The organism is Microbacterium sp., assembly GCF_039812165.1.
Taxonomy (GTDB): Bacteria; Actinomycetota; Actinomycetes; order Actinomycetales; family Microbacteriaceae; genus Microbacterium.
In genome coordinates this window covers 1-22798 of the sequence record NZ_JBDIAB010000001.1, presented here as the reverse complement: position 1 = coordinate 22798, position 22798 = coordinate 1, and the positions used below count along the sequence as shown (strand labels likewise).

General features: G+C 72.6%; 21 protein-coding genes. 11 read left to right on the top strand and 10 right to left on the bottom strand.

Annotation, left to right across the window (positions count from 1 at the left end; genetic code table 11):
- Window positions 1-23: 23 nt before the first annotated feature.
- Entirely contained in the window at window positions 24-887 is an 864-nt protein-coding gene (locus WML84_RS00105) for a DUF559 domain-containing protein (RefSeq protein WP_347344118.1), read from the bottom strand.
- A gap of 319 nt (window positions 888-1206) precedes the next feature.
- Between WML84_RS00105 and WML84_RS00100 the strand changes: the two genes are divergently transcribed.
- Both WML84_RS00100 and WML84_RS00095 read left to right on the top strand, forming a co-directional pair.
- Window positions 1207-2067: a DNA-formamidopyrimidine glycosylase family protein gene (locus tag WML84_RS00100; protein ID WP_347344117.1), complete on the top strand. Its 861-nt coding sequence runs from the start codon at window positions 1207-1209 to the stop codon at window positions 2065-2067.
- A gap of 198 nt (window positions 2068-2265) precedes the next feature.
- On the top strand, window positions 2266-2829 hold the full coding sequence (locus WML84_RS00095) for a GNAT family N-acetyltransferase (RefSeq protein ID WP_347344116.1): 564 nt from the start codon (window positions 2266-2268) through the stop codon (window positions 2827-2829).
- On the opposite strand, the gene glpK is transcribed toward WML84_RS00095, so the two are convergent.
- Window positions 2804-4342 (bottom strand): glycerol kinase GlpK, encoded by a 1539-nt coding sequence (gene glpK / locus WML84_RS00090; protein ID WP_347344115.1) that lies wholly within the window; start codon window positions 4340-4342, stop codon window positions 2804-2806. The genes WML84_RS00095 and glpK overlap by 26 nt on opposite strands.
- Before the next feature lie 99 nt (window positions 4343-4441).
- Entirely contained in the window at window positions 4442-6193 is a 1752-nt protein-coding gene (locus WML84_RS00085; RefSeq protein WP_347344114.1) for a glycerol-3-phosphate dehydrogenase/oxidase, read from the bottom strand.
- Window positions 6194-6599: 406 nt separating this feature from the next.
- On the opposite strand from WML84_RS00085, the gene ribD reads away from it, so the two are divergent.
- From ribD to ribH, 4 genes are read left to right on the top strand one after another with little or no spacing between them, the layout of a single operon-like run.
- Window positions 6600-7640: a bifunctional diaminohydroxyphosphoribosylaminopyrimidine deaminase/5-amino-6-(5-phosphoribosylamino)uracil reductase RibD gene (ribD, locus tag WML84_RS00080; protein ID WP_347344113.1), complete on the top strand. Its 1041-nt coding sequence runs from the start codon at window positions 6600-6602 to the stop codon at window positions 7638-7640.
- On the top strand, window positions 7640-8296 hold the full coding sequence (locus WML84_RS00075; RefSeq protein ID WP_347344112.1) for a riboflavin synthase: 657 nt from the start codon (window positions 7640-7642) through the stop codon (window positions 8294-8296). The genes ribD and WML84_RS00075 overlap by 1 nt, the downstream gene beginning before the upstream one ends.
- Complete coding sequence (gene ribA / locus WML84_RS00070) at window positions 8293-9567, top strand: GTP cyclohydrolase II (protein ID WP_347344111.1); 1275 nt, start codon at window positions 8293-8295, stop codon at window positions 9565-9567. Before WML84_RS00075 ends, ribA begins: the two co-directional genes overlap by 4 nt.
- Complete coding sequence (ribH, locus tag WML84_RS00065; RefSeq protein WP_347344110.1) at window positions 9564-10037, top strand: 6,7-dimethyl-8-ribityllumazine synthase; 474 nt, start codon at window positions 9564-9566, stop codon at window positions 10035-10037. Before ribA ends, ribH begins: the two co-directional genes overlap by 4 nt.
- Before the next feature lie 231 nt (window positions 10038-10268).
- On the opposite strand, the gene WML84_RS00060 is transcribed toward ribH, so the two are convergent.
- The 3 genes from WML84_RS00060 to WML84_RS00050 all read right to left on the bottom strand — a co-directional run bounded on the left by WML84_RS00060 (window position 10269) and on the right by WML84_RS00050 (window position 13906).
- Window positions 10269-11294, bottom strand: a complete 1026-nt coding sequence (locus tag WML84_RS00060; RefSeq protein ID WP_347344109.1) for a LacI family DNA-binding transcriptional regulator — start codon at window positions 11292-11294, stop codon at window positions 10269-10271.
- 59 nt (window positions 11295-11353) lie between these two features.
- Window positions 11354-12823: a glycoside hydrolase gene (locus WML84_RS00055; protein WP_347344108.1), complete on the bottom strand. Its 1470-nt coding sequence runs from the start codon at window positions 12821-12823 to the stop codon at window positions 11354-11356.
- 177 nt (window positions 12824-13000) lie between these two features.
- Complete coding sequence (locus WML84_RS00050) at window positions 13001-13906, bottom strand: phospholipase (protein ID WP_347344107.1); 906 nt, start codon at window positions 13904-13906, stop codon at window positions 13001-13003.
- Window positions 13907-14248: 342 nt separating this feature from the next.
- Here WML84_RS00050 and WML84_RS00045 point away from each other — a divergent pair, with 342 nt between their 5' ends.
- Window positions 14249-14602 (top strand): Fe-S protein, encoded by a 354-nt coding sequence (locus WML84_RS00045; protein ID WP_347344106.1) that lies wholly within the window; start codon window positions 14249-14251, stop codon window positions 14600-14602.
- A gap of 30 nt (window positions 14603-14632) precedes the next feature.
- Here WML84_RS00045 and WML84_RS00040 read toward each other — a convergent pair whose 3' ends face one another.
- Both WML84_RS00040 and WML84_RS00035 read right to left on the bottom strand, forming a co-directional pair.
- Window positions 14633-15007, bottom strand: a complete 375-nt coding sequence (locus WML84_RS00040; RefSeq protein ID WP_347344105.1) for a type II toxin-antitoxin system VapC family toxin — start codon at window positions 15005-15007, stop codon at window positions 14633-14635.
- Complete coding sequence (locus WML84_RS00035) at window positions 15004-15306, bottom strand: hypothetical protein (protein WP_347344104.1); 303 nt, start codon at window positions 15304-15306, stop codon at window positions 15004-15006. Before WML84_RS00035 ends, WML84_RS00040 begins: the two co-directional genes overlap by 4 nt.
- 167 nt (window positions 15307-15473) lie before the next feature.
- Here WML84_RS00035 and WML84_RS00030 point away from each other — a divergent pair, with 167 nt between their 5' ends.
- Together WML84_RS00030 and WML84_RS00025 are read left to right on the top strand one after the other, a co-directional pair.
- Window positions 15474-15689: an AsnC family protein gene (locus WML84_RS00030; protein WP_347344103.1), complete on the top strand. Its 216-nt coding sequence runs from the start codon at window positions 15474-15476 to the stop codon at window positions 15687-15689.
- A gap of 29 nt (window positions 15690-15718) precedes the next feature.
- Window positions 15719-17659, top strand: a complete 1941-nt coding sequence (locus WML84_RS00025; protein ID WP_347344102.1) for an ABC transporter ATP-binding protein — start codon at window positions 15719-15721, stop codon at window positions 17657-17659.
- Between the two features lie 172 nt (window positions 17660-17831).
- Here the strand turns inward: WML84_RS00025 and WML84_RS00020 are convergent, their stop codons facing one another.
- The gene (locus WML84_RS00020; protein ID WP_347344101.1) at window positions 17832-19712 is read right to left on the bottom strand and encodes a phosphoenolpyruvate carboxykinase (GTP); all 1881 of its coding nucleotides are present in this window, start codon (window positions 19710-19712) and stop codon (window positions 17832-17834) included.
- A gap of 119 nt (window positions 19713-19831) precedes the next feature.
- On the opposite strand from WML84_RS00020, the gene WML84_RS00015 reads away from it, so the two are divergent.
- Complete coding sequence (locus WML84_RS00015) at window positions 19832-21268, top strand: helix-turn-helix domain-containing protein (protein ID WP_347344100.1); 1437 nt, start codon at window positions 19832-19834, stop codon at window positions 21266-21268.
- A 54-nt stretch (window positions 21269-21322) separates the two neighbouring features.
- Here the strand turns inward: WML84_RS00015 and WML84_RS00010 are convergent, their stop codons facing one another.
- On the bottom strand, window positions 21323-22390 hold the full coding sequence (locus WML84_RS00010; RefSeq protein WP_347344099.1) for a winged helix DNA-binding domain-containing protein: 1068 nt from the start codon (window positions 22388-22390) through the stop codon (window positions 21323-21325).
- A gap of 101 nt (window positions 22391-22491) precedes the next feature.
- On the opposite strand from WML84_RS00010, the gene WML84_RS00005 reads away from it, so the two are divergent.
- A complete protein-coding gene (locus WML84_RS00005; protein ID WP_347344098.1) occupies window positions 22492-22647 on the top strand; it encodes a hypothetical protein in 156 nt (51 codons plus the stop codon).
- Window positions 22648-22798 lie beyond the last annotated feature (151 nt).

Genomic DNA, 22798 nt, shown 5'->3' with positions numbered 1-22798 from the left:
CGTGACCGGCCTGCCCGCTGCGCCTACGCCGCGCGGCGGCGGGTGCGAGCGATTCCGCGCACGGCTGAGATGACCACAGCGGGGTCGTACATGAGGTGCTCGGCGAGCGGCCTGAGCGTCGCGTAGCCGAGCGCGGCGGCAGCCAGGTCACGGCGTCGGTCCTGACGCTGCTTCTCCCAGCCTTCATGGTGCGCCCTGCTGTCGCACTCGATGATCAGCCATCCCTCGACGAGGAAGTCCACTCGGCCCACGCCCGGAATCGTCACCTGCGTCCGATAGCGCAGCCCGAGTTGCCGGAGGATCAGGCGCATGAACGTCTCCGGGCCGGACTCGGCGATTCCGTCTGTCAGAGAGAGGATGATGCGGTATTGCTTGGGCAGGCATCCGAAGAGGTCGCGGATCTCCGCTCGTGTCATCAGACCGAGATGAAGGATGCTGTCGATGGTCGCGACCGCGGCGCGCGGGGGCTGGCACCTGATCGCCTGGCACACGGCATCGAGGAGTCCGACGTGGCCGAGTGTGGCGTCGTCTCCTCGCAACGGCCACCAGTGCAGGTCCAGTTCCCGCCGAGAGTTCTGGTCCAGTCCACGCAGACGATCGTGGGGCGAGCGCAACCGGGACATCGAACGTTCGACATGGACATGCAGCCGTGAGCTGTCGAGGACGAAGACCCCGAGCGGCGCCAGCATCGACACGCAGGCGAGTCGACCTCCCACCCGAACGGCCTGGCCGACGCCGTCGAGCGGTTCCGCGAGGTACCTGTCGCGGCGGAGTCGCTGAAGGCTCCCGTTCCCCACCGCGGCCGTGATCTGCCTCGGACGCATGCCCGCGGAGAGCAGATCGGCACGGGTCAGGACCGTTCCCTTTTCGACCCGCGATCGCAGCATCCTCCCAGGGTGGACCCATCCGAAGCCGCCAAGAGGCTCGTTCCCGAGAATGTGCAGAGCTGCTGGGATTGGCCGCTTGTGGAGGAGGACTCTTCGGTTTGAGGTCTCGCAAGAGGTAACGGACACCCGGCATCTCCCGGAACCATCGCGGCAGCGCGCACAACTCAGGCAGAACAGCCGTCAGAGACTGCTCGGCCGGGCCGAGCCGCCGTCTTGCCTGAGTTATGACCAGCGGGCGCGGCGAACCTAGCCCGAGGGCCAGCGGCTCGCGGCCGTGCAACACCTGGGCATCGTCGGAGCTGCGTGCGAGGATGGGCGCATGCCCGAGATGCCGGAGGTGCAGGGGCTCGTCGACTTCCTCGGCGAGCGGCTCGCGGGGCTCGCGATCACGAAGGTCACGGTCGCGAACATCGCTGCGCTCAAGACCTACGATCCGCCGGTCGACGCCCTGAAGGGCGCGGTCGTCACGGGCGCCGCGCGCCACGGAAAGTTCGTCGACCTCGCCACGACCGGGCCGCACCTCGTCTTCCATCTCGCCAAGGCCGGTTGGCTGCGCTGGTACGACCAGCTGCCGTCCACCGTCATCCGCCCGGGCCGGACGCCCATCGCCCTGCGCGTAGGGCTCGACGACGGCTCCGGCTTCGACCTCACCGAGGCCGGCACGAAGAAGTCCCTCGCCGTCTACGTCGTGCGCGACCCGCGCGACGTCCCCGGCGTCGCGCGCCTCGGCCCGGATCCGCTCGACCCCGCCTTCGACCGCGACACGCTCGCCGGGCTGCTCGACGGCAGGCGCACGCAGATCAAGGGGGTCCTGCGCGACCAGTCGATCATCGCCGGCATCGGCAACGCCTACTCCGACGAGATCCTCCACGCCGCGAGGATGTCGCCGTACGCGCTCGCCACGAGCCTCGGCGACGCGGACGTCGACCGGCTCTACGACGCGATGATCGAGCTGTTGACGGATGCCGTGGCCACGGCATCCGGAAAGCCGCCCGCCGATCTCAAGGACGCCAAGCGCCGCGGCATGCGCGTGCACGGCCGCCGCGGCGAGGCCTGCCCCGTGTGCGGCGACACCGTGCGGTCGGTGTTCTTCGCCGACAACAGCCTGGAGTACTGCCCGACCTGCCAGACCGGCGGCAAGATCCTCGCCGACCGGCGGCTCTCGCGTCTGCTCAAGTAGCCGGCCGTGCCCGGCACCGGCCGGCGACCGCAGTGCAGAAACGCAGAAAGGTGTCGCCAACCGGAAGGAGCCCGAGGTCGGCGCCAGTTCCCTGCTTCGGCCCCTACGAATATGTGGCGCCATCGCAGAGAAGTGGCGCCATCGCGATTGTGCCGCGACGGTCGGCCGGGCTCGCGACGGTCGGATAGGCTCGCGCCCGTGATCGAGCTGACGACGGAACGCCTGCTGCTGCGACCGTTCACGGACGCCGACGTCGACTTCGTGCTCGACGTCTACTCGCGCGCGGAGGTGCAGCGGTACATCGGTCGCACGCCGCGCGTCATGGCCGACCGGGCCGAGGCGCGCGCCGCGGTGGCCCGGTACGCGTCGTTCGACGATGGCGTCCGCGGCGCCTGGCTCATCGCCGACCGGAAGACCGGCGCCCGCTTCGGCAACCTGCTGCTGAAGTCGCTGCCGGCCTCGGCGGACGAGGAGCCGCTCCCGCCATCGGGCGAGACCGAGATCGGGTGGCACCTCCACCCCACCGCGATGCACCGCGGCATCGCGACCGAGGCGGCGGCGCGCGTGCTCGCCCACGCGTTCGAGTCGGGTCTTCCCCGCGTGCTCGCCGTCACGCACCCGGACAATCACGCCTCACAGGCCGTCGCCCGGCGCATCGGGATGGCCGACGCCGGCCTCACCGACGCGTACTACGGCACGACCTGCCGGCTGTTTCGCCTCGAGGGCGGAAGCGGCCTCACGGACCGGTCGTGCCGGCCATGATGCGCGCGTCGTCGTCGACCCAGTCGAGCGACTTCGACACCGCCTTGCGCCACAGCCGGTAGCGACGGTCGGCCTCGTCGCGGGGCATGAGCGGCTCGAACCGACGCTCCTCCTGCCAGTGCGCGCGCAGGTCGTCGAGCCCGCGCCACACGCCGGTCGCGAGCCCGGCCGCGTAGGCGGCGCCGAGCGCCGTCGTCTCCACGACCTGCGGGCGCACGACCGTGATGCCGAGGATGTCGGCCTGGAACTGCATGAGCGCGTCGTTGCGGGTCATGCCGCCGTCGACGCGCAGCTCGTCCGACCCGCGCCCGGTGTCGGCGACGACGGCGTCGAGCACGTCGCGCGTCTGGAACGCGGTCGCCTCGAGCGCCGCCCGCGCGATGTGCGCCTTGGTCACGAAGCGCGTGAGGCCGACGAGGGCGCCGCGCGCGTCCGGACGCCAGTACGGCGCGAACAGGCCCGAGAACGCCGGCACGAAGTAGGCGCCGCCGTTGTCGTCGACGGTCGCGGCGAGCGTCTCGACGTCTTCGGAGCGCTCGATGATCCCGAGGTTGTCGCGCAGCCATTGCACGAGCGATCCGGTGACCGCGATCGAGCCCTCCAGCGCGTAGTGGGCGGGCCCGTCGCCGATGCGGTAGGCGACGGTCGTGATGAGACCGGCATCCGATCGGACGATCTCGGTCCCGGTGCCGACGAGCAGGAAGTTGCCGGTGCCGTAGGTGTTCTTCGACTCCCCCGCGTCGAACGCCGCCTGGCCGAACGTGGCCGCCTGCTGGTCGCCGAGGATGCCGGCGATCGGCACGCCGCGCAGCACGACCGGTCCCCGCACGGCGCCGACGACCTCCGACGACGACCGGATCTCGGGCAGCACGGCGCGCGGGATCCCCCACACGGCGAGGAGGTCGTCCGACCAGTCGAGCGTCCGCAGGTCCATGAGGAGCGTGCGGCTGGCGTTCGTGACGTCGGTGACGTGGATGCCGCCGTCGCTGCCGCCGGTGAGATTCCACAGCACCCACGTGTCGGGCGTGCCGAACATCAGGTCGCCGGCCTCGGCCGCGGCGCGCGCGCCCGGCACGCGGTCGAGCAGCCACGCGAGCTTCGAGGCCGAGAAGTAGGCGGCGAGCGGCAGACCGGTCGCGTCGGCGAACGCGCCGACGCCGCGCTCGGCGATGAGCGCGTCGATGCGCGGCTGCGTGCGGGTGTCCTGCCACACGATCGCGTTGTGCACCGGCCGCCCCGTGCGGCGGTCCCACAGCATGACGGTCTCGCGCTGGTTGGTGACGCCGATCGCGGCGATGTCGGCTGCCGCGAGGCCGCTCTGCCCGAGCGCCCGGGCGAGCACCCACTCGGTGTTGGTCCAGATCTCGACCGGGTCGTGCTCGACCCAGCCGGCGCGGGGCAGGATCTGCTGGTGCTCCCGCTGCGCGACGGCCACGATGCGCGCATCCGCATCGAAGACGATCGCCCGTGTCGACGTCGTGCCCTGGTCGATCGCGATCACGTGGTCGGCCATCGCCGTCTCCTCTCCCGCGGCGCGCCCTCGCGCCCTGGTCGATGCTGCTGCGTCAATACTGCCCGGTCGCACCGCGCGTCGCGCGGTCGCCGAGCCCGGTCACCGCCCGATCGGATCCGTCGCCGCCCGATCCGCCTCCTTCGCGCGGCCCGTCGCCCCGCCGTTCCACGTCGGGTCGGCCGCGTGCACGCGGGCGACCGCCCGGGACGCCTCGGCGGCGGCGGTCGCGGCATCCCACCCCATCGCCGGCGCGATCGCCGCAGCGATCGCGGCGGCCGCCGCGTCGGTGACGGCGCCGACGAACGCGAGCGAGGTGCGGCGCATGAGGAGGTCGTCGAGGTGCACGACGTGCTCGGTGCGCGCGAGATGGCGCAGCTCCGCCGTGCTGTACGCGGGTGCGGCGGCCAGCGCGGCGTCGGCGGGGTCGGCCTCGATCGCGGCGATCACGTCTGCGGCGACGGTGCCGTAGCGGTCGAGCAGCTCGGCGACGCGAGCGGCGGACAGCCGCCTGGCATGGTCGGCGATCCAGCGGGCGCGATCGCGAGGGGTCACCGGGTATCCCTTGCCGCCGCCGATCGGCACGTCCTTCGTGGAGCGCAGGCGCGGCCGCGCGAGCACGGCCAGGGCGCGGTCCGCGACGCTCTCGGCCGAGGCCCGGAACGTGGTCCACTTGCCGCCGACGAGGCTCAGGACGGTGGCGTCGGGACCCCCGAGCGGACGCTCCTCGATGCGGTAGTCGCGCGAGACGAAGCCGGGCGTCACGTGCCCGTGGCCGGGCAGGGGTCGCACGCCCGCGAACCGGTACACGATGTGCGAGCGGTCGACCGGGATCGCCGGCAGCACCTGATGGATGAGGTCGAGGAAGTAGTCGACCTCCTCCTCGGTGCACACGATCGGGTCGCCCATCGTGTGCTCGAGGTCGGTGGTGCCCACGAGCACACGCCCCTCGAGCGGGTAGATCAGCACGATGCGGCCGTCCGCGTTCTCGAAGAACAGCTCGCGTCCGCCGGTGGCGGCCAGCAGCTCCGGGTGGTCGAGCACGATGTGCGAGCCCTTCGTACCGCCCATGAGCCGCGTCCGCTCGCCGAGGTCGGCGTTGGTCTCGTCGGTCCACGGGCCCGTGGCGTTGACGACGACGGATGCCGCGAACGCGACCTCGCGTCCGGTGACGGCGTCGCGGAGCACGACGCGCGAGCCCGCGGCATCCACCGCCGCGACGTAGTTCGCCGCACGGGCATGGCCCGCCCCGGCGGCCTCGCCGTCGCGCAGCACGTCGACCGCGAGACGCTCGGGGTCGTGGAGCGAGGCGTCCCAGTACGTCGCCGTGTAGGACAGCTCGGGGTTGAGGGCGGGGAGCTCGGCCAGCGAGCGGCGCCGGCCGTGGAAGCGGTGGCGCGGAACCGATCCGCCCGCGCGCGAGAACGAGTCGTAGAGCACGAGGCCGAGGCGGATCAGGAGCGCGCCGCGCTCGCGCGGCCTGCCCGCGCCGTGGCGCAGGAACCGCAGCGGCGCGCTCAGGATGCCGGAGAAGGTCGAGAAGATCGGGATCGTCGTCCGCAGCGGCCGGACGTAGTGCGGGGCGAGACGCAGCAGCCGGTTGCGCTCCTGGACGGCCTCTTTCACGAGGCGGAACTCGCCGTTCTCGAGATAGCGGATGCCGCCGTGGATCATGTGCGACGACGCCGACGACGCGCCGCTGACGAAGTCGCCGCGCTCGACGAGGGCCACGTCCACGCCCTGCAGCGCCAGATCGCGGAACGTCGCGAGCCCGTTGATGCCGCCGCCCACGATGAGCACGTCGGCGTACGGCCGCTCTGCCAGCGCGTCGAATCGTGTCGGTTCCGTGTCCATCAGTTCCCCCATGACCGCTCTGGCTCCATGATGTCATCCGCCGGTGACACGAGGGCCGGTCTTCCGATGACCGTCGGATGAAGAGCCTGTGAGTCCGCTGCCCCGGCCGCCGGGCGGCGGCGCCGCGCGAGGTCCATTCGCGGGAATGATCCGACGGGCGCGACGTTGACTACACTCAGAGCATCGAACGTGCTCCGGGGTCGGTGAGAATCCGAACCGGCGGTGACAGTCCGCGAGCCCCTCGGCCATCCGGCCGGACGGGCTGACCCGGTGGAACTCCGGGACCGACGGTGATGCGACGGGTCTCTCGACGAGACCCTCGCGAGTCCGGATGGGAGGCAGCACGAGGCAGCGCGATGCGCGCTGCCCCAGCCGCGATCCCCGGAGCCTGACACCGAGGAACAGGATGACGGCGACGGACCGCGAACACGACGCCATGCGGCGCGCGCTCGCACTCGCCCCGCGCGGGCCGCGCGGCGTGAACCCGCAGGTGGGCGCGGTCGTCCTCTCCCCCGCCGGCGACGTGCTCGCCGAGGGCTGGCACCGCGGCGCGGGCACGGCGCACGCCGAGGTCGACGCGCTGTCGCACCTCGCGCCGGGTGAGGCGCACGGCGCCACCGCGGTCGTCACGCTCGAGCCGTGCAATCACCGCGGCCGCACCGGACCCTGTGTCGACGCGCTCCTGGAGGCGGGCATCGCACGCGTCGTCTACGCGGTCGACGACCCGAACGCGGTCTCGTCCGGCGGGGCCGAACGGCTCCGCGCCGCGGGCGTCGAGGTCGAGGCCGGCATCCTCGCCGACGAAGGCGCGGCGCTCCTGGACTCGTGGCTCACCGTGCAGCGACTCGGCCGCCCCCACGTCACCGTCAAGTGGGCGCAGAGCCTCGACGGCCGCGCCGCCGCGGCCGACGGCACGAGCCAGTGGATCACCGGACCCGCCGCCCGCGCCGACGTGCACCGTCGGCGCAGCGACGCGGATGCCGTCGTCGCGGGCATCGGCACCCTGCTGGCCGACGACCCCGCCCTCACGGCGCGGCGCCCCGACGGCTCGCTGTACGCCGCCCAGCCGCTGCCCGTCGTGGTCGGCCGGCGGAGCGTCCCGGAGGACGCCGCCGTGCGCCGGCATCCGCGACCCCTGCTGCGACACGACGGCACCGACCTGTCCGAGCTGCTGGGGACGCTGCGCGACCTCGGCGTCCAGCGCGTGTTCGTGGAGGGCGGCCCGACGCTCGCGAGCGCGTTCCTGCGCGACGGGCTCGCCGACGAGGTGCTCGCCTACATCGCCCCCACGCTCATCGGAGGCCCGCGCCTCGCGGTCGGCGACGTCGGCGTCGAGACGATCGCCGCGCAGCGACGGCTGGACGTGGCATCCGTCGACCGCATCGGCGACGACCTGCTGATCGTCGCGCGGCCGAAGACCGAGACCACAGAGGAGGAGACCCGCTGATGTTCACCGGGATCATCGAGGAACAGGGCGCCGTGACCGCGGTCGCGCCGTCGGGCGACGGCGTGCGGCTCACCGTGCGGGCCCCGCTCGCGGTGTCGGACGCCGCGCACGGCGACTCGATCGCCGTCAGCGGCGTGTGCCTCACCGTCGTCGACCAGGGCGACGACTGGTTCACCGCCGACGTCATGCGGCAGACCCTCGACATGTCGACCCTGGGCTCCTTCGGTCCGGGCACCCCGGTCAACCTGGAGAGGGCGATGGCGGCGCACGGACGCCTGGGCGGGCACATCGTGCAGGGGCACGTCGACGGCACCGGCGAGGTGCTCGAGGTGCGCCCCGGGGCGCAGTGGCGCGTGCTGCGGATCGGACTTCCCGCCGCGCTCGCCCCGCTCGTGGTCGACAAGGGCTCGGTCGCCGTCGACGGCGTCTCGCTGACGGTCAGCGCGGCCAGCGAGCCCGCGGCGGCCGACCACTGGTTCGAGGTGTCGCTCATCCCCGAGACGCTCGAGGTCACGACCCTCGGCGCGCGCACCGCCGGCGACCGCGTGAACCTCGAGACCGACATCCTCGCGCGGCACGTGCAGCGCCTGTTCGGCTTCTCCGCGGCCGCCGCCGCGGCGACCCCCGACCTCACCACCGAAGGAGACCCACGATGAGCCTGGGCACCATCCCCGAGGCGCTCGACGCGCTGCGCGCCGGACGTCCGGTGATCGTCGCGGACGACGAGAACCGCGAGAACGAGGGCGACATCATCCTGTCCGCCGAGCTCGCCACCCCGGAATGGCTGGCGTGGACGATCCGCTGGTCGAGCGGCTTCCTGTGCGCGCCCATGCCCGCCGACTGGGCCGACCGGCTCGACCTGCCACCCATGGTCGCCGTGAACGAGGACTCGCGCGGCACCGCCTACACGGTGAGCGTCGACGCGGCCGACCGCGTGTCGACCGGCATCAGCGCCGCCGACCGGGCACACACCCTCAACGTGCTGGCCGACCCGTCGTCGACGCCGGCATCCGTCATCCGCCCCGGGCACATCCTCCCGCTGCGCGCCGTCGACGGCGGCGTGCGCGAGCGCGCCGGCCACACCGAGGCGGCCGTGGAGCTCATGCGGCTCGCCGGCCTCGAGCCCGTGGGCGCGATCGGCGAGGTCGTCGCCGAGGACGGCAGCATGATGCGGATGCCGGGACTGCTCGAGATGGGCGAGCGCGAAGGCGTCCCCGTCATCACGATCGAGCAGCTGATCGCGCACCTCGACGGCGTCGAGCAGGCGCCCGTGCAGGCCCACAACCCGCACCGGCGGCGGGTCAGCCTGCGTGCGGAGGCTCAGGTGCCGACCTCGCACGGCACGTTCCGTTTCCTCGCCTACAAGGACCGCATCACCGGCACCGACCACATCGCGGTCGTGGCGGGCGACCTCAGCGAGTGCGTGCCGCTCGTGCGCGTGCACTCCGAGTGCCTGACCGGCGAGGCGTTCGGCTCGCTCAAGTGCGAGTGCGGCCCACAGCTCGACGCCGCGCTCGACGCGATCGAGCGCGACGGCGGCGTCGTGATCTACATGCGCGGCCACGAGGGTCGCGGCATCGGCCTCATCAACAAGCTGCGCGCGTACAGCCTGCAGGAGCGCGGACTCGACACCGTCGACGCCAACCTCGCCCTGGGCCTGCCGGCCGACTCGCGCGACTACGCCGCGGCGGCCGGCATCCTCGCCGACCTCGGCGTCGACCGCATCCGCCTGCTCACGAACAACACGAACAAGGTGAGCCAGCTGACCGAGCTGGGCCTGAACGTCGTCGAGCAGGTGCCGCTGCTGGTCGGCGTCGGCCCGAACAACCACCAGTACCTCGCGACCAAGCGCGATCGCATGGGGCACATCATCGACGCGGGCGCCCTCGACAGCGCGCTCGCCGACACCGAGGGGACCAGCCGATGAGCGGACACGGCGCACCGGAGGAGCAGGCGCTCGAGGCGACGGGCCTCGAGGTCGTGATCGTCGCCGGCACCTGGCACGACGTCATCACCGACGGGCTCATCGCCGGCGCGGAGCGCGTGCTGACGGCATCCGGCGCCCGCTGGCGGCTCGTGCGCGTGCCCGGCTCGTTCGAGCTGCCGGTCGCGTGCAAGACGGCGCTGGAGGCGGGGGCGGATGCCGTCGTGGCCCTGGGCGTCATCATCCGGGGCGGCACGCCGCACTTCGAGTACGTGTCGTCGGCCGCGACCGACGGGCTCACGCGCGTCGCGCTCGACACCGGCAAGCCGGTCGGGTTCGGCGTGCTCACCCTCGACGACGAGCAGCAGGGCCTCGACCGGGCAGGGCTCCCGGGGTCGAAGGAGGACAAGGGCGCCGAGGCCGCTTCGGCCGCCGTGCGGACGGCGCTCGTGCTGCGCGACCTGCGCGGCTGACGCACCGGACGGGACGCGCACGGGCGCAGGCCCCCATCCACCCGGCGCATTCTGTCGTCAGTCGGCACGTCCTCGACCGCGGGCGCCCAGTCGACCGGTGGGACCGCGACTCACCTGGCGCATCCCGTCGCTCGCACGCACCGGCGCGACCGCACGCGCCCGGTGAGCCGGTGGCACGACCGCTCGTGTGCCGAGGCGGGAGCCGACGGTCGGACGGGGACGGACGGCGGCTCAGACCGACTGCCGCGACACCGGAGGGCAGGCCACCAGCAGGGGCTCGCCGTCCGGCACCTCCTCGAGCCCGAGCAGCACGCGGACGCCCGCCGCGCCGAGCTCGTAGTGCGGCAGTGCGACGGTGCTGAGCGGCGGGCGCAGGTGCGCGGCGATGATCTCCTGGTTGTCGAACCCCACGACGGCCAGCTCGCCGGGGATCGACACCCCCTGCTCGCGCAGACGGTCGTAGAGGCCCATGGCGATGCGGTCGTTGTAGCAGAACACCGCGGTCGCACCGCGCTGCAGCACGGTCCGGCCCGCCTCGTACCCGCCGTCCTGCTCGTCGTGGACCGCGAGGACGAGCTCGTCGTCGAACGCGATGCCGGCGTCCGCGAGCGCCTCGCGGTAGCCCCGCAGCCGGCCCTCCTGCGCGGGCGAGGGCTCCGCGGCGTTCACGAACGCGATGCGCCGGTGCCCGGCCGCGAGCAGCAGCTCGGTGGCCGTGCGCCCGCCCCCGACCTCGTCCGGGACGATGGCGGGGAACTGACCGTCGGGCGAGTAGCAGTCGACCAGCACCGCCGTCGTCTCGCCGAGCGCCGCGGGGGTGTCGACCGCGCGGTGGTACCAGGTCGAATAGAGGATGCCGCGCACCTGATGCTCGAGCATCATCGCGATCGCCTCGTCCTCGGCCTCGCGGTCGCCCTCGGTGTTGGCGACGAGCAGCACGAAGCCGTGCTTCCACGCCTCCTTCTGGGCGCCCTGGATGATCTGGCCGGCGAACGGGGTCGTCGCGATGGCGTCGGCGACCAGGCCGATGAACCGCGACCGCCCGCGGACGAGGTTCTTCGCGAGCATGTTCGGCCGGTACCCGAGCTCGTCGATCGCCTGGCGCACGCGCTCGCGCGCCGCGGCGCCGATGCGCGCGCCCGCCTTGTCGTTGACGACGTGCGAGACGGTCGCGACCGAGACGCCCGCCACGCGTGCGACGTCGCGCATCGTCACCGGGTGCGCGGAGCGGTCGCGTCGGTCGGGCTCGTTCGCCATCGACGCCCTCCCTTCGTCGCCCTTCCCACGACCGTAGATCATCGCGGGCGCGCGGCGGGTCACGCCTCTGCGCGCGTGCGGATGGCGAGCTCGGAGAAGGTCACTCCGCCCTCGCCGACGAACAGGCCCAGGCGTCCCTCGCCGTGGTCGTAGATCCGGGTGCTGAGGATCACACTGCGGTCGAGGTTGACGACGCACAGGTCGCCGTCGACGACGATCTCGAGCACGTGCTCGCCGGAGCTCAGGTCGCACGGGCGCTCGAGCTCGAGCGCGAACGGCACGTCGCCGGGGAGCCGTCCGCGCGTGGCGGCGGCGGCGCCGGCGCGCGTCCAGCGGTCGAAGACCATCCGGTTGCGGCGCGGCTCGATGCGCACGATGTAGCCGACGTCGCCGCTCGCGCTGGTGCGCAGCAGCAGGCCGCACTCGGTCGTGCCCACGTCGAGCGAGAGCCGCACCGTCGCGTAGAACTGCTCGGGCAGCGCCTCCTCGGTCACGAGGGCGCCATAGCCCTCCGGTGCGTCCAGCGCGAATCCGACCGCCGATGCCGGCACGGCGAGTCCGGTCACGGCATCCTGCAGCGCCACGGGCTCCTCGACGCCGAAGCCGGCGACGAGCTCGTCGGGCAGGGCGAAGGCGAGCGTGCCGCCGGCCTCCTGCCGCGCCTCGAGCACGGACATCGTGCCGCCCCGCTGCCAGGTGCCGTCGTCGTCGGAGAACTCCCGGCTCGCGATCCAGCCGAAGAAGAGGCGCCGGCCGTCGCGTTCGGCCGATCTCGCCGAATAGTAGGCGCGGCCGTCGATCGTGTCGCGGTCGGGGATGAGCCACGGGCCCTGCAGGGTCCGCGCCATCCGGTACCTGGTCGCGAACGACTCCGAGAGCTCGGAGTAGACGAGGTACCACCAGTCGCCCCACCGGAAGACCTCGGGGCACTCGTACGCGGGGTAGCGACGCGGATCCCAGAACGGCTCGGTCGGCTTCCACGTCGTGAGGTCGCGCGAGACGAACTGCGCGATGACACCGCGGCGCCGCTCGGGTCCGTCGAGGTGGCGGGCCGCGATCAGCATGCGCCACACGCCGGCCGTGTCGTCGCGGAACACGAACGGATCCCGCCAGTGCGCCGGCTCGTAGCCGTCGATCGCGCCGAAGGCGAGCTCGGGATGACGCCGCCAGCTCCGCATGCCGTCGCTGCTCGTGGCGTGTGAGATCTGCTGCAGCGGGCGCCCGTCGGCGCCCGGCCGCCTCGGGCTCTGGCTCGCGTAGAAGAGGTGGTGCACGCCGTCGTCCGCGCGCACGACGCTGCCGGTGCAGGCGTCGACCTCGACGTCGTCGAGCCCGCCGTCGGCGAGTGCGACGCCGCGATCGGAGAAGTGCAGGAGGTCGGCGGTGGTCACGAGATGCCAGCGGGCGTCCGGCCGGGCGTGGACGCGTGCCTCGTGCAGGTAGAAGAGATGGAACTCTCCGTCCTCCTGCCACGGGATCGCACCGCCGACCCAGGCCTCCGACGGCGGGAAGAACACCGGAGCGCGCACGTGACCACCTTCGGATGATTAAGCGTTTGATCACTGATCATACGCTCGAGATCTGGTTTGGTCAAGCGTTTAATCATGGGCGCTGCCACCGTCGCGACGCCCCGATCGCAGGCGCGAACACGAGACGGGCGGCGGAACGCTCCCGCGCCCCGCCGCCCGTCTCGCGCGCGTGCCGGATCAGTACCAGTTGGTGGCCTGCGAGTGGCCCCACGCCGAGCACGGCGATCCGTACACCTTGGCGATGTAGTCCAGGCCCCACGCGATCTGGGTCGCCGCGTTGGTCTGCCAGTCGTCGCCGAACGTGGCCATCTTGCTGCCGGGAAGGGACTGCGGGATGCCGGTGGCGCCGCTGCCGTCGTTGTAGGCGAGGTAGTTCCAGCCCGACTCCTTCATCCACAGCGAGTCGAGGCACTGGAACTCGCCGTCGCCCCAGCCGTACTGCGACGCGGCCAGGTCGCGCGCGTAGGCGCGCGAGCCGTCGGGGGTGTTCACCTGGGCGAGCATCTGGGCGCGGGCCGCGGCGGCCTGCGCCTCGGCGATGGCCTGCGCCTGGGCGGCCGCGGTGGCCAGCGCCTGGGCGCCGATCGTCTGCGCCGAGCCGATGACGCCCTGGACGGCGGCGTCGACGTCGTGCCCGACGGCCTGCTGGGCGGCGCGCACGGTCGTGCGCTCGAGCGCACGGGTCAGCTCGTCGACCTTCTGCAGGGGCATGTCCTCGAAGTCGGAGAGCCGCGAGATCGCGGTCGTGAGCGAGGAGTCGGAGACCTTGCCCTTCACGCTGCTCTCGGTGCGACGGGCATCCTTGATGGCCGACTTCGCGCGCTCGTCGAAGGACGCACGCACGACGACCCCGCCGATGCCGTCGGCGCCGGACTCCTGCACGGCGATGACCATGGGAGCCTTGACGGTGAGCGACGGGCCGAAGCCGGCCGCCTCCGAGGCGGCCGACGAGACGACGCCGGAGCCGGCCGGGTGCGGGGCGATCGCGTCGGGGGCCGCCGCGGCGCCCGCCGCGACGAGGGGGACGGCGAGCGCGAGCGCGACGATGGCAGGGCGGACGAGGGAAGAGCGGGAGAAGGACACGGGACTCCGGTTGGTCGGACTTTCCCTGCATCGGCCAGAGCGCCGCGCGGGGCGCGACAGGGAGCCGCTCGGGGAGCGGGCAGCCGGCACAGGCTGTGCTCCGGACCCTCACGCTCGGCGAGAACCCGGCGCCCTCCGGGCCGCGGGGGCGGCGCGCGGTGCACGAGGGCGGTCTCCGTTCGGGCGGATCCCGCGTCTTCCTCACCGGTGGACCCGCCCACGCTATCGACCGACTCTGGGCGGTTCATCCGAAAGACCTGATCATCCGGTGGATGCCGTCCGCAACGGCGAGCGGATGCCGGCTCGGCGATCGCGTCGCTCACCTTCAGCTAGACTGATGGCATGGAGATCCTGCGCCATGTCGTCGTCCTCGTCCACCTCGTCGGATTCGCCGTCCTCTTCGGCGCCTGGGCGGTCGAGGCCTTCGGCGGACGCCGCCGGGTGACGCGCCTCATGAGCATCGGGATGACGATCGCCGCGGTCGCCGGCCTCGCCCTCGCCGCACCGTGGGGGGTCGAGGGCGCGCTGAACTACCCCAAGATCGGCGTCAAGCTCGTCGTGCTGCTCGCGATCGGCGCGCTCCTCGGCATCGGCTCGGCACGGCAGCGCCGCGAGGGCGCGGTCCCCTCCGCGGTGTTCTGGCTCGTCGGCATCCTGACCCTTCTGAACGCGGGCATCGCCGTCATCTGGCGCTGAGCGCACGCGTGTGCCGGCGCGACGTCACCCTCACGGCACCAGGACGTCGCAGTAGCGGCTCGCCGTCGCGGCGAGCCGAGGGTCGAGCGTGACCAGCGGTACGCCGAGCGACTCGGCGAGCGCGACGTACACGGCGTCGTAGGCCGAGATGTCGTGCCGCATCGCCCAAGCCCGAGGGAGCAGCCGGGAGATCGGATGCCGCTCGATGTCGAGCTCGCGGAAGGAGTCGAGGACCTCCCGGGCGCCGTGGGCGGGCAGCTCGCCGCGCAGCACCTTCCTGCGGAGCACCGACAGGACCTCGACGTCCAGGCCGGCGTGCGAGTGCCAGGCCGCCCAGTCCTGCCGGGGACCCTCTCCGAGGAACGCGTCGATCACGACGGAGGCGTCGAGCACGACCGCGGTCACCGCGGACCCTCGCCGGGGAGCGGCTCGCCTCGAGACGGACCCGAGTCGCCGAGCCGGTCGAGCTGTGCGTCGCGGAGCTCGTGCTCCTCGTGCACGGCGTCGAGGATCTGCTCCCGGCTCAGCCGGAGCCCGCGCGCGCGGAACGCGGCGACGATCTCGGCGTTGCTGCGGTACCGGACGAGCTGGGCGAGCTCGCGATTGAGGTAGTCCGACAGCGACAGGTGCTCGGCCGCAGCCCGCTCCTTGAGCCGGGCATGGACGTCGTCGGGGACGTTTCGAACCTGGATCATGCGGCTCATGATCCCAGTGTCGCATGCGGTTCACATGTGCGAATGCTCGATCTGTGGACAACTTGCGGAGCTCATGAGTTGCGACGAGGCAGGCGTCAATTCAAGTTGACGCTCCTTGAAGTGTCAACTATGGTTGACGGTGGATGCCGGGCCTCCGGCATCCGGAAGGGGATCGCATGAGCGGCGACGGCATCCGCACCCTCGTCGGGGCCGCGGGAGAACGCGAGCCGCTCGCCGAGCTGCACCGTCTCGCCGACGTGCGGCGCGAGCTCGCCCGGGCCGAGGAGGTCCAGGTGCGCCGCGCCCGCAATCTCGGCTATTCGTGGCAGGCGATCGCCGGCGCGCTCGGCGTGACCCGCCAGGCGGCGCACAAGAAGTACGGTCGACAGTGACCCCCCGAGCGAACGAACGAGGTACCGCCATGTCCGTCGTCAGACCCGCCCGCGGAGCGCGCCGCTCGCGCAAGGACGACGGTCCCCGCGCGAGCCTGCGGCAGCTGCTGCCCTACCTCTTCGAGCACAAGCGCGTCCTCGTGCTCGTGACGGTGCTGAGCATCCTCGCGGCGGCCGCGACGCTCGCCCAGCCGCTCGTCGTCGGCCAGGTGATCGAACGGGTGCAGCAGGGCGACACCCTCGGCGGTCTCGTGTGGGTGCTCGTGGCCCTCGTCGTCGCCTCGTCGCTGATCGGCGGATGCCAGCACTACCTGCTCCAGCGCACCGGCACCGCGGTCGTGTTCTCGAGCCGCCGCCGGCTCATCGCACAGCTCCTGCACCTGCCCGTGCAGGAGTACGACGCGCGCCGCACCGGCGACCTCGTCTCGCGCGTCGGCACCGACACCACGCTCCTCTACGCCGTGCTCACCCAGGGTCTCGCCGACTCGATCGGCAACGTCCTGATCTTCGTCGGCGCGGTGATCGCGATGGTCCTCATCGACCCGCTGCTCCTCGTGCTGATCCTCGCCGTGATCGGCGGATCGGTCGCGGTCGTGGGCGTGCTCAGCGGACGCATCCGCCAAGCCACCGCCGTGCAGCAGGAGAGGGTCGGCGCGCTCGCCGCCGGCGTCGAGCGCGCCGTCGGGTCCATCCGGACGATCCGCGCGGCGGGGGCGGCCGAGCGCGAGCAGCAGGCCATCACCGGCGACGCCCGTGCCGCCTACGACGCCGGCGTGCGCGTGGCCAAGGCGTCCGCTCTCGTCGTGCCGGTCGCGGGCATCGCGCTGCAGCTCTCGCTGCTGGTCGTGCTGGGCGTGGGCGGGTTCCGCGTGGCATCCGGCGCCATCTCGATCGCGAGCCTCGTGACGTTCGTGATGTTCCTGTTCTTCCTCGTGCAGCCGCTCGGGTCGTTCTTCGGCGCGATCACCTCAGTGAACCAGGCGCTCGGCGCGCTCGGGCGCGTGCAGGAGGTGCTCGACCTCCCGACCGAGACGCAGGCGGATGCCGCGACCGCCGGGGCCGTCCGTGCCGCCGCGACGACGGCGCCGGAGACGGGCGGCGCCGCGGCAGCACACGGCGCGGAGTCGGCGACCGCGGTGACCGACGCCGTTGCGATCGAGTTCCGCGACGTGCGCTTCTCATACCCCGAGGTCGTCGTCGCGGCGCGGCGGAAGACCGAGACCGAAGCCGTCGCGATGCTCGCCGAAGCGCACGTCGACACGACCGCGATCGACCTGCCCGACGACGAGGGCGAGGTGCTGCGGGGCGTGTCGTTCCGGGTCCCGCGCGGATCGCGCGTCGCGCTCGTCGGGCCGTCCGGCGCGGGCAAGTCCACGACGCTGGCCCTCATCGAGCGCTTCTACGACCCGGTCGGCGGCGCCGTGCTGGTCGACGGCGAGGACGTGCGCACGCTCGACCGCTCCGCGCTCCGCGCCCGGCTCGGCTACGTCGAGCAGGACGCACCGACCCTGGCCGGCACGATCGCCGACAACCTGCGACTGGCCTCGCCCGAGGCGTCCGACGCCGACTGCGAGCGGGTGCTGCGCGCCGTGAACCTCGGCGAGGTGCTCGAACGCAGCCCGCTGGGGCTCCAGGCCCCGGTGGGCGAGGCGGGCGTCATGCTCTCCGGCGGCGAGCGCCAGCGGCTCGCGATCGCGCGGGCGCTGCTGGCCGCTCCCCCGATCCTGCTGCTCGACGAGTCGACCTCGTCGCTCGACGGGCTCAACGAGCAGCGCATGCGCGAGGCGATCGATGCCGTCGCCGACGGCCGCACGCTCGTGGTGATCGCGCACCGCCTCTCGACGGTGGTCGACAGCGACCTCATCGTCGTGCTCGACCGCGGCCGGGTCGCCGGCCAGGGCACGCACTCCGAGCTCGTGGCATCCGTGCCGCTCTACCGCGACCTCGCGCGCCACCAGCTCCTCGTCTGACGCGCGCCCCGGTCCCGACCCCGCGCCCTGCGCCCGCCGCCCGCCGCCCATGACCGCGAGAATGCACTGGTGCACCGAGAATGCGTGCTGAGCATGCACTCTCGGTGCACAGTTGCACTCTCGCGGTCAGGAGGGTCGGGAGCGAGGGCGGGACGCGCGGACCGTGCGCGGGTCAGGAGGTGCGGTCGAGGCGGTAGCGGAGCGCGGCGAGCTCGGTGCGCAGCGCCGCGGGCAGACGGTCGCCGAACCGGGCGTAGAACTCCTCGGTGAGGTCGGCCTCGTGCCGCCACGAGTCGGGGTCGACCGCGAACAGCTCGTCGAGGTCGCCCTGCGAGACGTCGAGACCGTCGAGCGTGAGGTCCGCGGTCTCGGGCAGGCGCCCGATCGGGCTGTCCACGGCGCCCACGTCACCGTCGAGCCGGCGGCAGATCCACTCGATCACGCGCGAGTTCTCGCCGAACCCCGGCCACAGGAAGCGGCCGTCGACACCCTTGCGGAACCAGTTGACCTGGAAGATCCGCGGCGCGCGGTCGAACCGCAGCGACTGCCCGACCTCGAGCCAGTGCGCGAAGTAGTCGGCCATGTTGTAGCCGCAGAACGGCAGCATCGCGAACGGGTCGCGACGCAGCTCCCCGACGGTGCCCTCGGCGGCGGCGGTGCGCTCCGACGAGATGTTCGACCCGAGGAACACGCCGTGCGTCCAGTCGGTCGCCTCGACCACGAGCGGCACGTTCGTCGCACGTCGTCCGCCGAAGAGGATCGCGTCGAGCGGCACGCCCTCGGCGGCATCCCAGTCCGGCGCCATCTGCGGGCACTGCGCCGCGCTCACCGTGAAGCGTGAGTTCGGGTGGGCGGCGGGGCGACCGGATGCCGGCGTCCACGGCCTTCCCTCCCAGTCGGTCAGCTCGGCGGGTGCCTCGTCGGTGAGCCCCTCCCACCACACGTCGCCGTCCGGGCGGAGGGCGACGTTCGTGAAGATCGTGTTGCCCCACAGCGTCTCGACCGCCGTGACGTTCGTCGACTCGCCGGTGCCGGGCGCGACCCCGAAGAAGCCGGCCTCGGGGTTGATCGCCCACAGCCGACCGTCGGGTCCCGGGCGCAGCCACGCGATGTCGTCGCCGAGCGTCTCGACGCGCCAGCCCGGCAGGGTCGGACGGAGCATCGCGAGGTTCGTCTTGCCGCACGCCGACGGGAACGCCGCGGCGAGGTGGTAGGCCTTGCCACGCGGGTCGATGACGCGGATGAGCAGCATGTGCTCGGCGAGCCAGCCCTCGTCGCGGCCGAGGACCGAGGCGATGCGCAGCGCGAAGCACTTCTTCGCGAGGATCGCGTTGCCGCCGTAGCCCGAGCCGAACGACCACACCTCGAGCGACTCCGGGAAGTGCACGATGTACTTCTCGTCGTTGCACGGCCACGCGACATCCTGGTCGCCGGGGGCGAGGGGTGCGCCCACCGAGTGCACCGTCTTGACCCAGGGCCTGCCGGCGGCGATCTGCTCGATCACGGCCGTGCCGACGCGGGTCATGATGCCCATCGACACGACCGCGTACGCGCTGTCGGTGATCTGCACGCCGATGTGCGAGAGCGGTCCGCCGACGGCCCCCATCGAGAACGGCACGACGTACATCGTGCGACCGCGCATCGAGCCGTCGAACAGCGGCGTGATCGTGGCGCGGATGTCGTCGGGAGCGACCCAGTTGTTGGTCGGCCCGGCATCCTCCTCGCGCTCCGACGCGATGAACGTGCGGGCCTCGGTGCGGGCGACGTCGCTCGGGTGCGAGCGCGCGAGGTACGACCCGGGCCGCCACTCGGGGTTGAGCTTGATGAGCTTGCCCTCCGCGACGAGGCCGCGCAGGAGCATGTCGTTCTCGGCGGCGGAGCCGTCGACCCAGTGCACCCGGTCGGGCCGCGTGAGCGCGGCGATCTCGGCGACCCACTCGACGAGGCCCGTCATGCCGGTGCCGCTCACCTGCGGTCGCTGGCCGAACGCGCGCACGACGGGCGCGGCGGGGCGGCGAGGCGTGAGCGGGGTCAGGATGTCGGCAAGAGCCATGTCGGGGTTCCCTTCGGAATGTCACGAGATCATCGTTCTTCTCCATTCTGACCAGCGCACGCGCTGTTTGCCCGGCTCAACTGTGTAAAGAACTTCACTTCTTTCGCTATCGTGAAGGAATGACCCCCTCCTCGCTGGAGCTGTCGACGCTCGGCCACCGCATCCGCCACCAGCGGATCTCGCACGGCTACACGCTCGACGCCCTCGGCGCACTCGTGGGCGTCGCCGGCAGCCAGCTGAGCCTCATCGAGAACGGCAAGCGCGAGCCGAAGCTGTCGCTGCTGCAGGCGATCGCGACGGCGACCGGCACCGACGTCGCCGCGCTCCTCTCCCCCGAGCCGCCCAACCGCCGTGCCGCTCTCGAGCTCGAGCTCGAGCGCGCGCAGGCGAGCCCGGTCTTCCGGCAGCTCGGCATCCCGCCGGTGCGAGTCGCCAAGGCGATGACCGACGAGACGCTGGAGTCGGTCCTGGGACTCCACCGCGAGCTGCAGCGTCGCGAGCGCGAGGCGATCGCGACGCCCGAGGAGGCGCGTCGCGCCAACACCGAGCTGCGCCTGCGCATGCGCGAGCGCAACAACCACCTGCCCGAGATCGAGAGGCTCGCCGAGAAGCAGCTCAAGGCCGCGGGGCACGTCTCCGGCGCGCTCACGCACCGCACCGTGAGCGTCATGGCCGAGCAGCTCGGCTTCGAGCTGCTCTACGTCAACGATCTGCCGCACTCGACGCGCTCGGTCACCGACCTCGAGAACGGCCGCGTGTACCTGCCGCCGGCCTCGATCCCGGGCGGGCACGGCCTGCGGTCGATGGCGCTGCAGGCGATGGCGCACCGGCTGCTCGGCCACCAGGCGCCCACGGACTACGCCGACTTCCTGCAGCAACGGCTCGAGATCAACTACTACGCGGCGTGCTGCCTCATGCCCTCCACCGCCGCGGTCGCGTTCCTGCAGCAGGCGAAGAAGGACCGCGACCTCGCCGTCGAGGACTTCCGCGACGCGTTCGGCGTGACGCACGAGGCCGCCGCGATGCGCATGACGAACCTGCTCACCGAGCATCTCGGCATCCGGCTGCACTTCCTCCGCATCGACGAGCCGGGCACGATCGGCCGCGTGTACGAGAACGACGGCCTGCCGCTGCCGATGGACGTGACCGGCGCGGTCGAGGGCCAGTTCGTGTGCCGGCGCTTCGCCGCGCGCGCGGCGTTCTCCGAACAGAACCGCACGACCGAGCACCACCAGTACACCGACACGCCCGCCGGCACGTTCTGGTGCTCGAGCCAGACCGGGTCGACGTCGGCGGGCGAGTACTCGGTGACCGTCGGGGTGCCGTTCGACGACGCGCGATGGTTCCGCGGGCGCCAGACGAGCAAGCGCGCGCAGTCGTCGTGCCCCGACGAGTCGTGCTGCCGCCGGCCGCCGGTCGAGCTCGCGCAGCGCTGGGAGGGCAAGGCCTGGCCGAGCGCGCGCGTGCACATGCAGATGTTCTCGCCGCTCCCCCGCGGCGCGTTCCCCGGCGTGGACGACGGCGAGGTGTACTCGTTCCTCGACCGGCACGCGTGAGGGTGCGGGACGGCGGATGCCGGTGGCGAGCCGCGGTCGAGCCGCCGAGCCGGTTCAGGCCGTGATGAACGCGCGGTAGCGGTCGAGTGCGGCCGCGATCTCCTCGTCCGTCGCAGCATCGCGGGCGAACAACTGCGGCACGGGATCGTCGGTGTGCCGTTTCAGGGCGAGCGAGTGCGTCCAGACGCCGACGATCTCGCCGCGGGCGACGAGCACCGGCCGCACGATGCCGTTGAGGCCCGGGCCGACCGAGGCAAGGAACTCCGGCGCGCAGGCGATCGTGCGGTCGGCGTAGGAGATGAACGACTCCTCGAACGGTGGCAGCGCGACGACGTCGGGAGCGGTGGGATGCCGGTGCGGCATCGCGGGCGCGACGAACACACCGTCCTCCACCTCGGTCAGCCGGTCGCGCGCCGCCTCGGCGGCGGTCCGCGCCATGCCGATCGGCAGACCCGCCCACCAGGCGAAGTCGGCGGCGCCGGCCGGGCCATGACCGTCGATGTAGCGGACGAACAGCTCGGCGAGCGGGTCGTCGGGAGTGCGCGCGTGCGGGAGCCACTCCTCGGCCAGCACGACGTACTGCTCCCGCGTCGGGCCGCCGGAGCGCGGCACCACCGGGCCCTGGCATACCAGCATCCGCATCGAGAGGTCGTACAGCACGTGCACGCCGCGCTGGCCCACCGGATCGATCCCCGCGTCGCCCAGGACGGCGAACAGCTCAGCCCGGGTCAGGCGATTGCCGCCCGTCAACGCCGCGCGCGCGACGGACTCCGCTCGGCGGAGGTCGTCCGCGTCGAGCCCGAGCTGGCGCAGGCGTGCGGCGGCGGAGCGCTGCTGCCGCTCGCCGGTGACCGAGAGCACCCACGCCAGATCCGCCGCGGGGACGACGTGGATCGTGCCCCGCATCGTCCACGAGCGCACCAGCTCGCCGCGGTCGAAGGCGGCGTCCACGTCGGAGAGCGCCAGATCGCCCTTGGTGCGAGCCGCGAGCGCCCACCGGCCGCCCCAGAACTCCTGGCCCTGCACCGCGAGCATGTGCGCGGCTGCCTCACCGACCGACGGCGCGGGCGAGGCGATCCGGTGCGACCGCCAGCGCAGCGCGCGGGCGCGAGAGATGTCCATGAACCCATCCTGGCCGGGACCTCCGACATCCGGCTCTCGCTCCACGCTTCCTCCACACCCCGGTGGGGCGAGAGGTTCTCCACGGACGCCGGCTGCACACCGTGCCGACGCCGCACCCCCTGATCGTCAGGACCGGGATCGCCGGACTGCGCATCGAGATGAAGGGCGAGCTCGAAGGACTGCGCGGCGACGTCCGCAGCCTCGACCGCGACATCAGCGCGCTCATGGAGCACACGTTCGGCATCGACCGCGGCTGAGGTCGCGCGGTAGACTCGGCCCGTCCGGCGGAGGCATCCGCCGGTGCTCGGAAAAGGGGCACGCAGCCGCCCGCACCGTCGCGGCGCGCGAGACACATACGGCATCCTCCGTCCCGTCTCGAAAGGCTCCGCCATGCCCACGGTCTCCGCA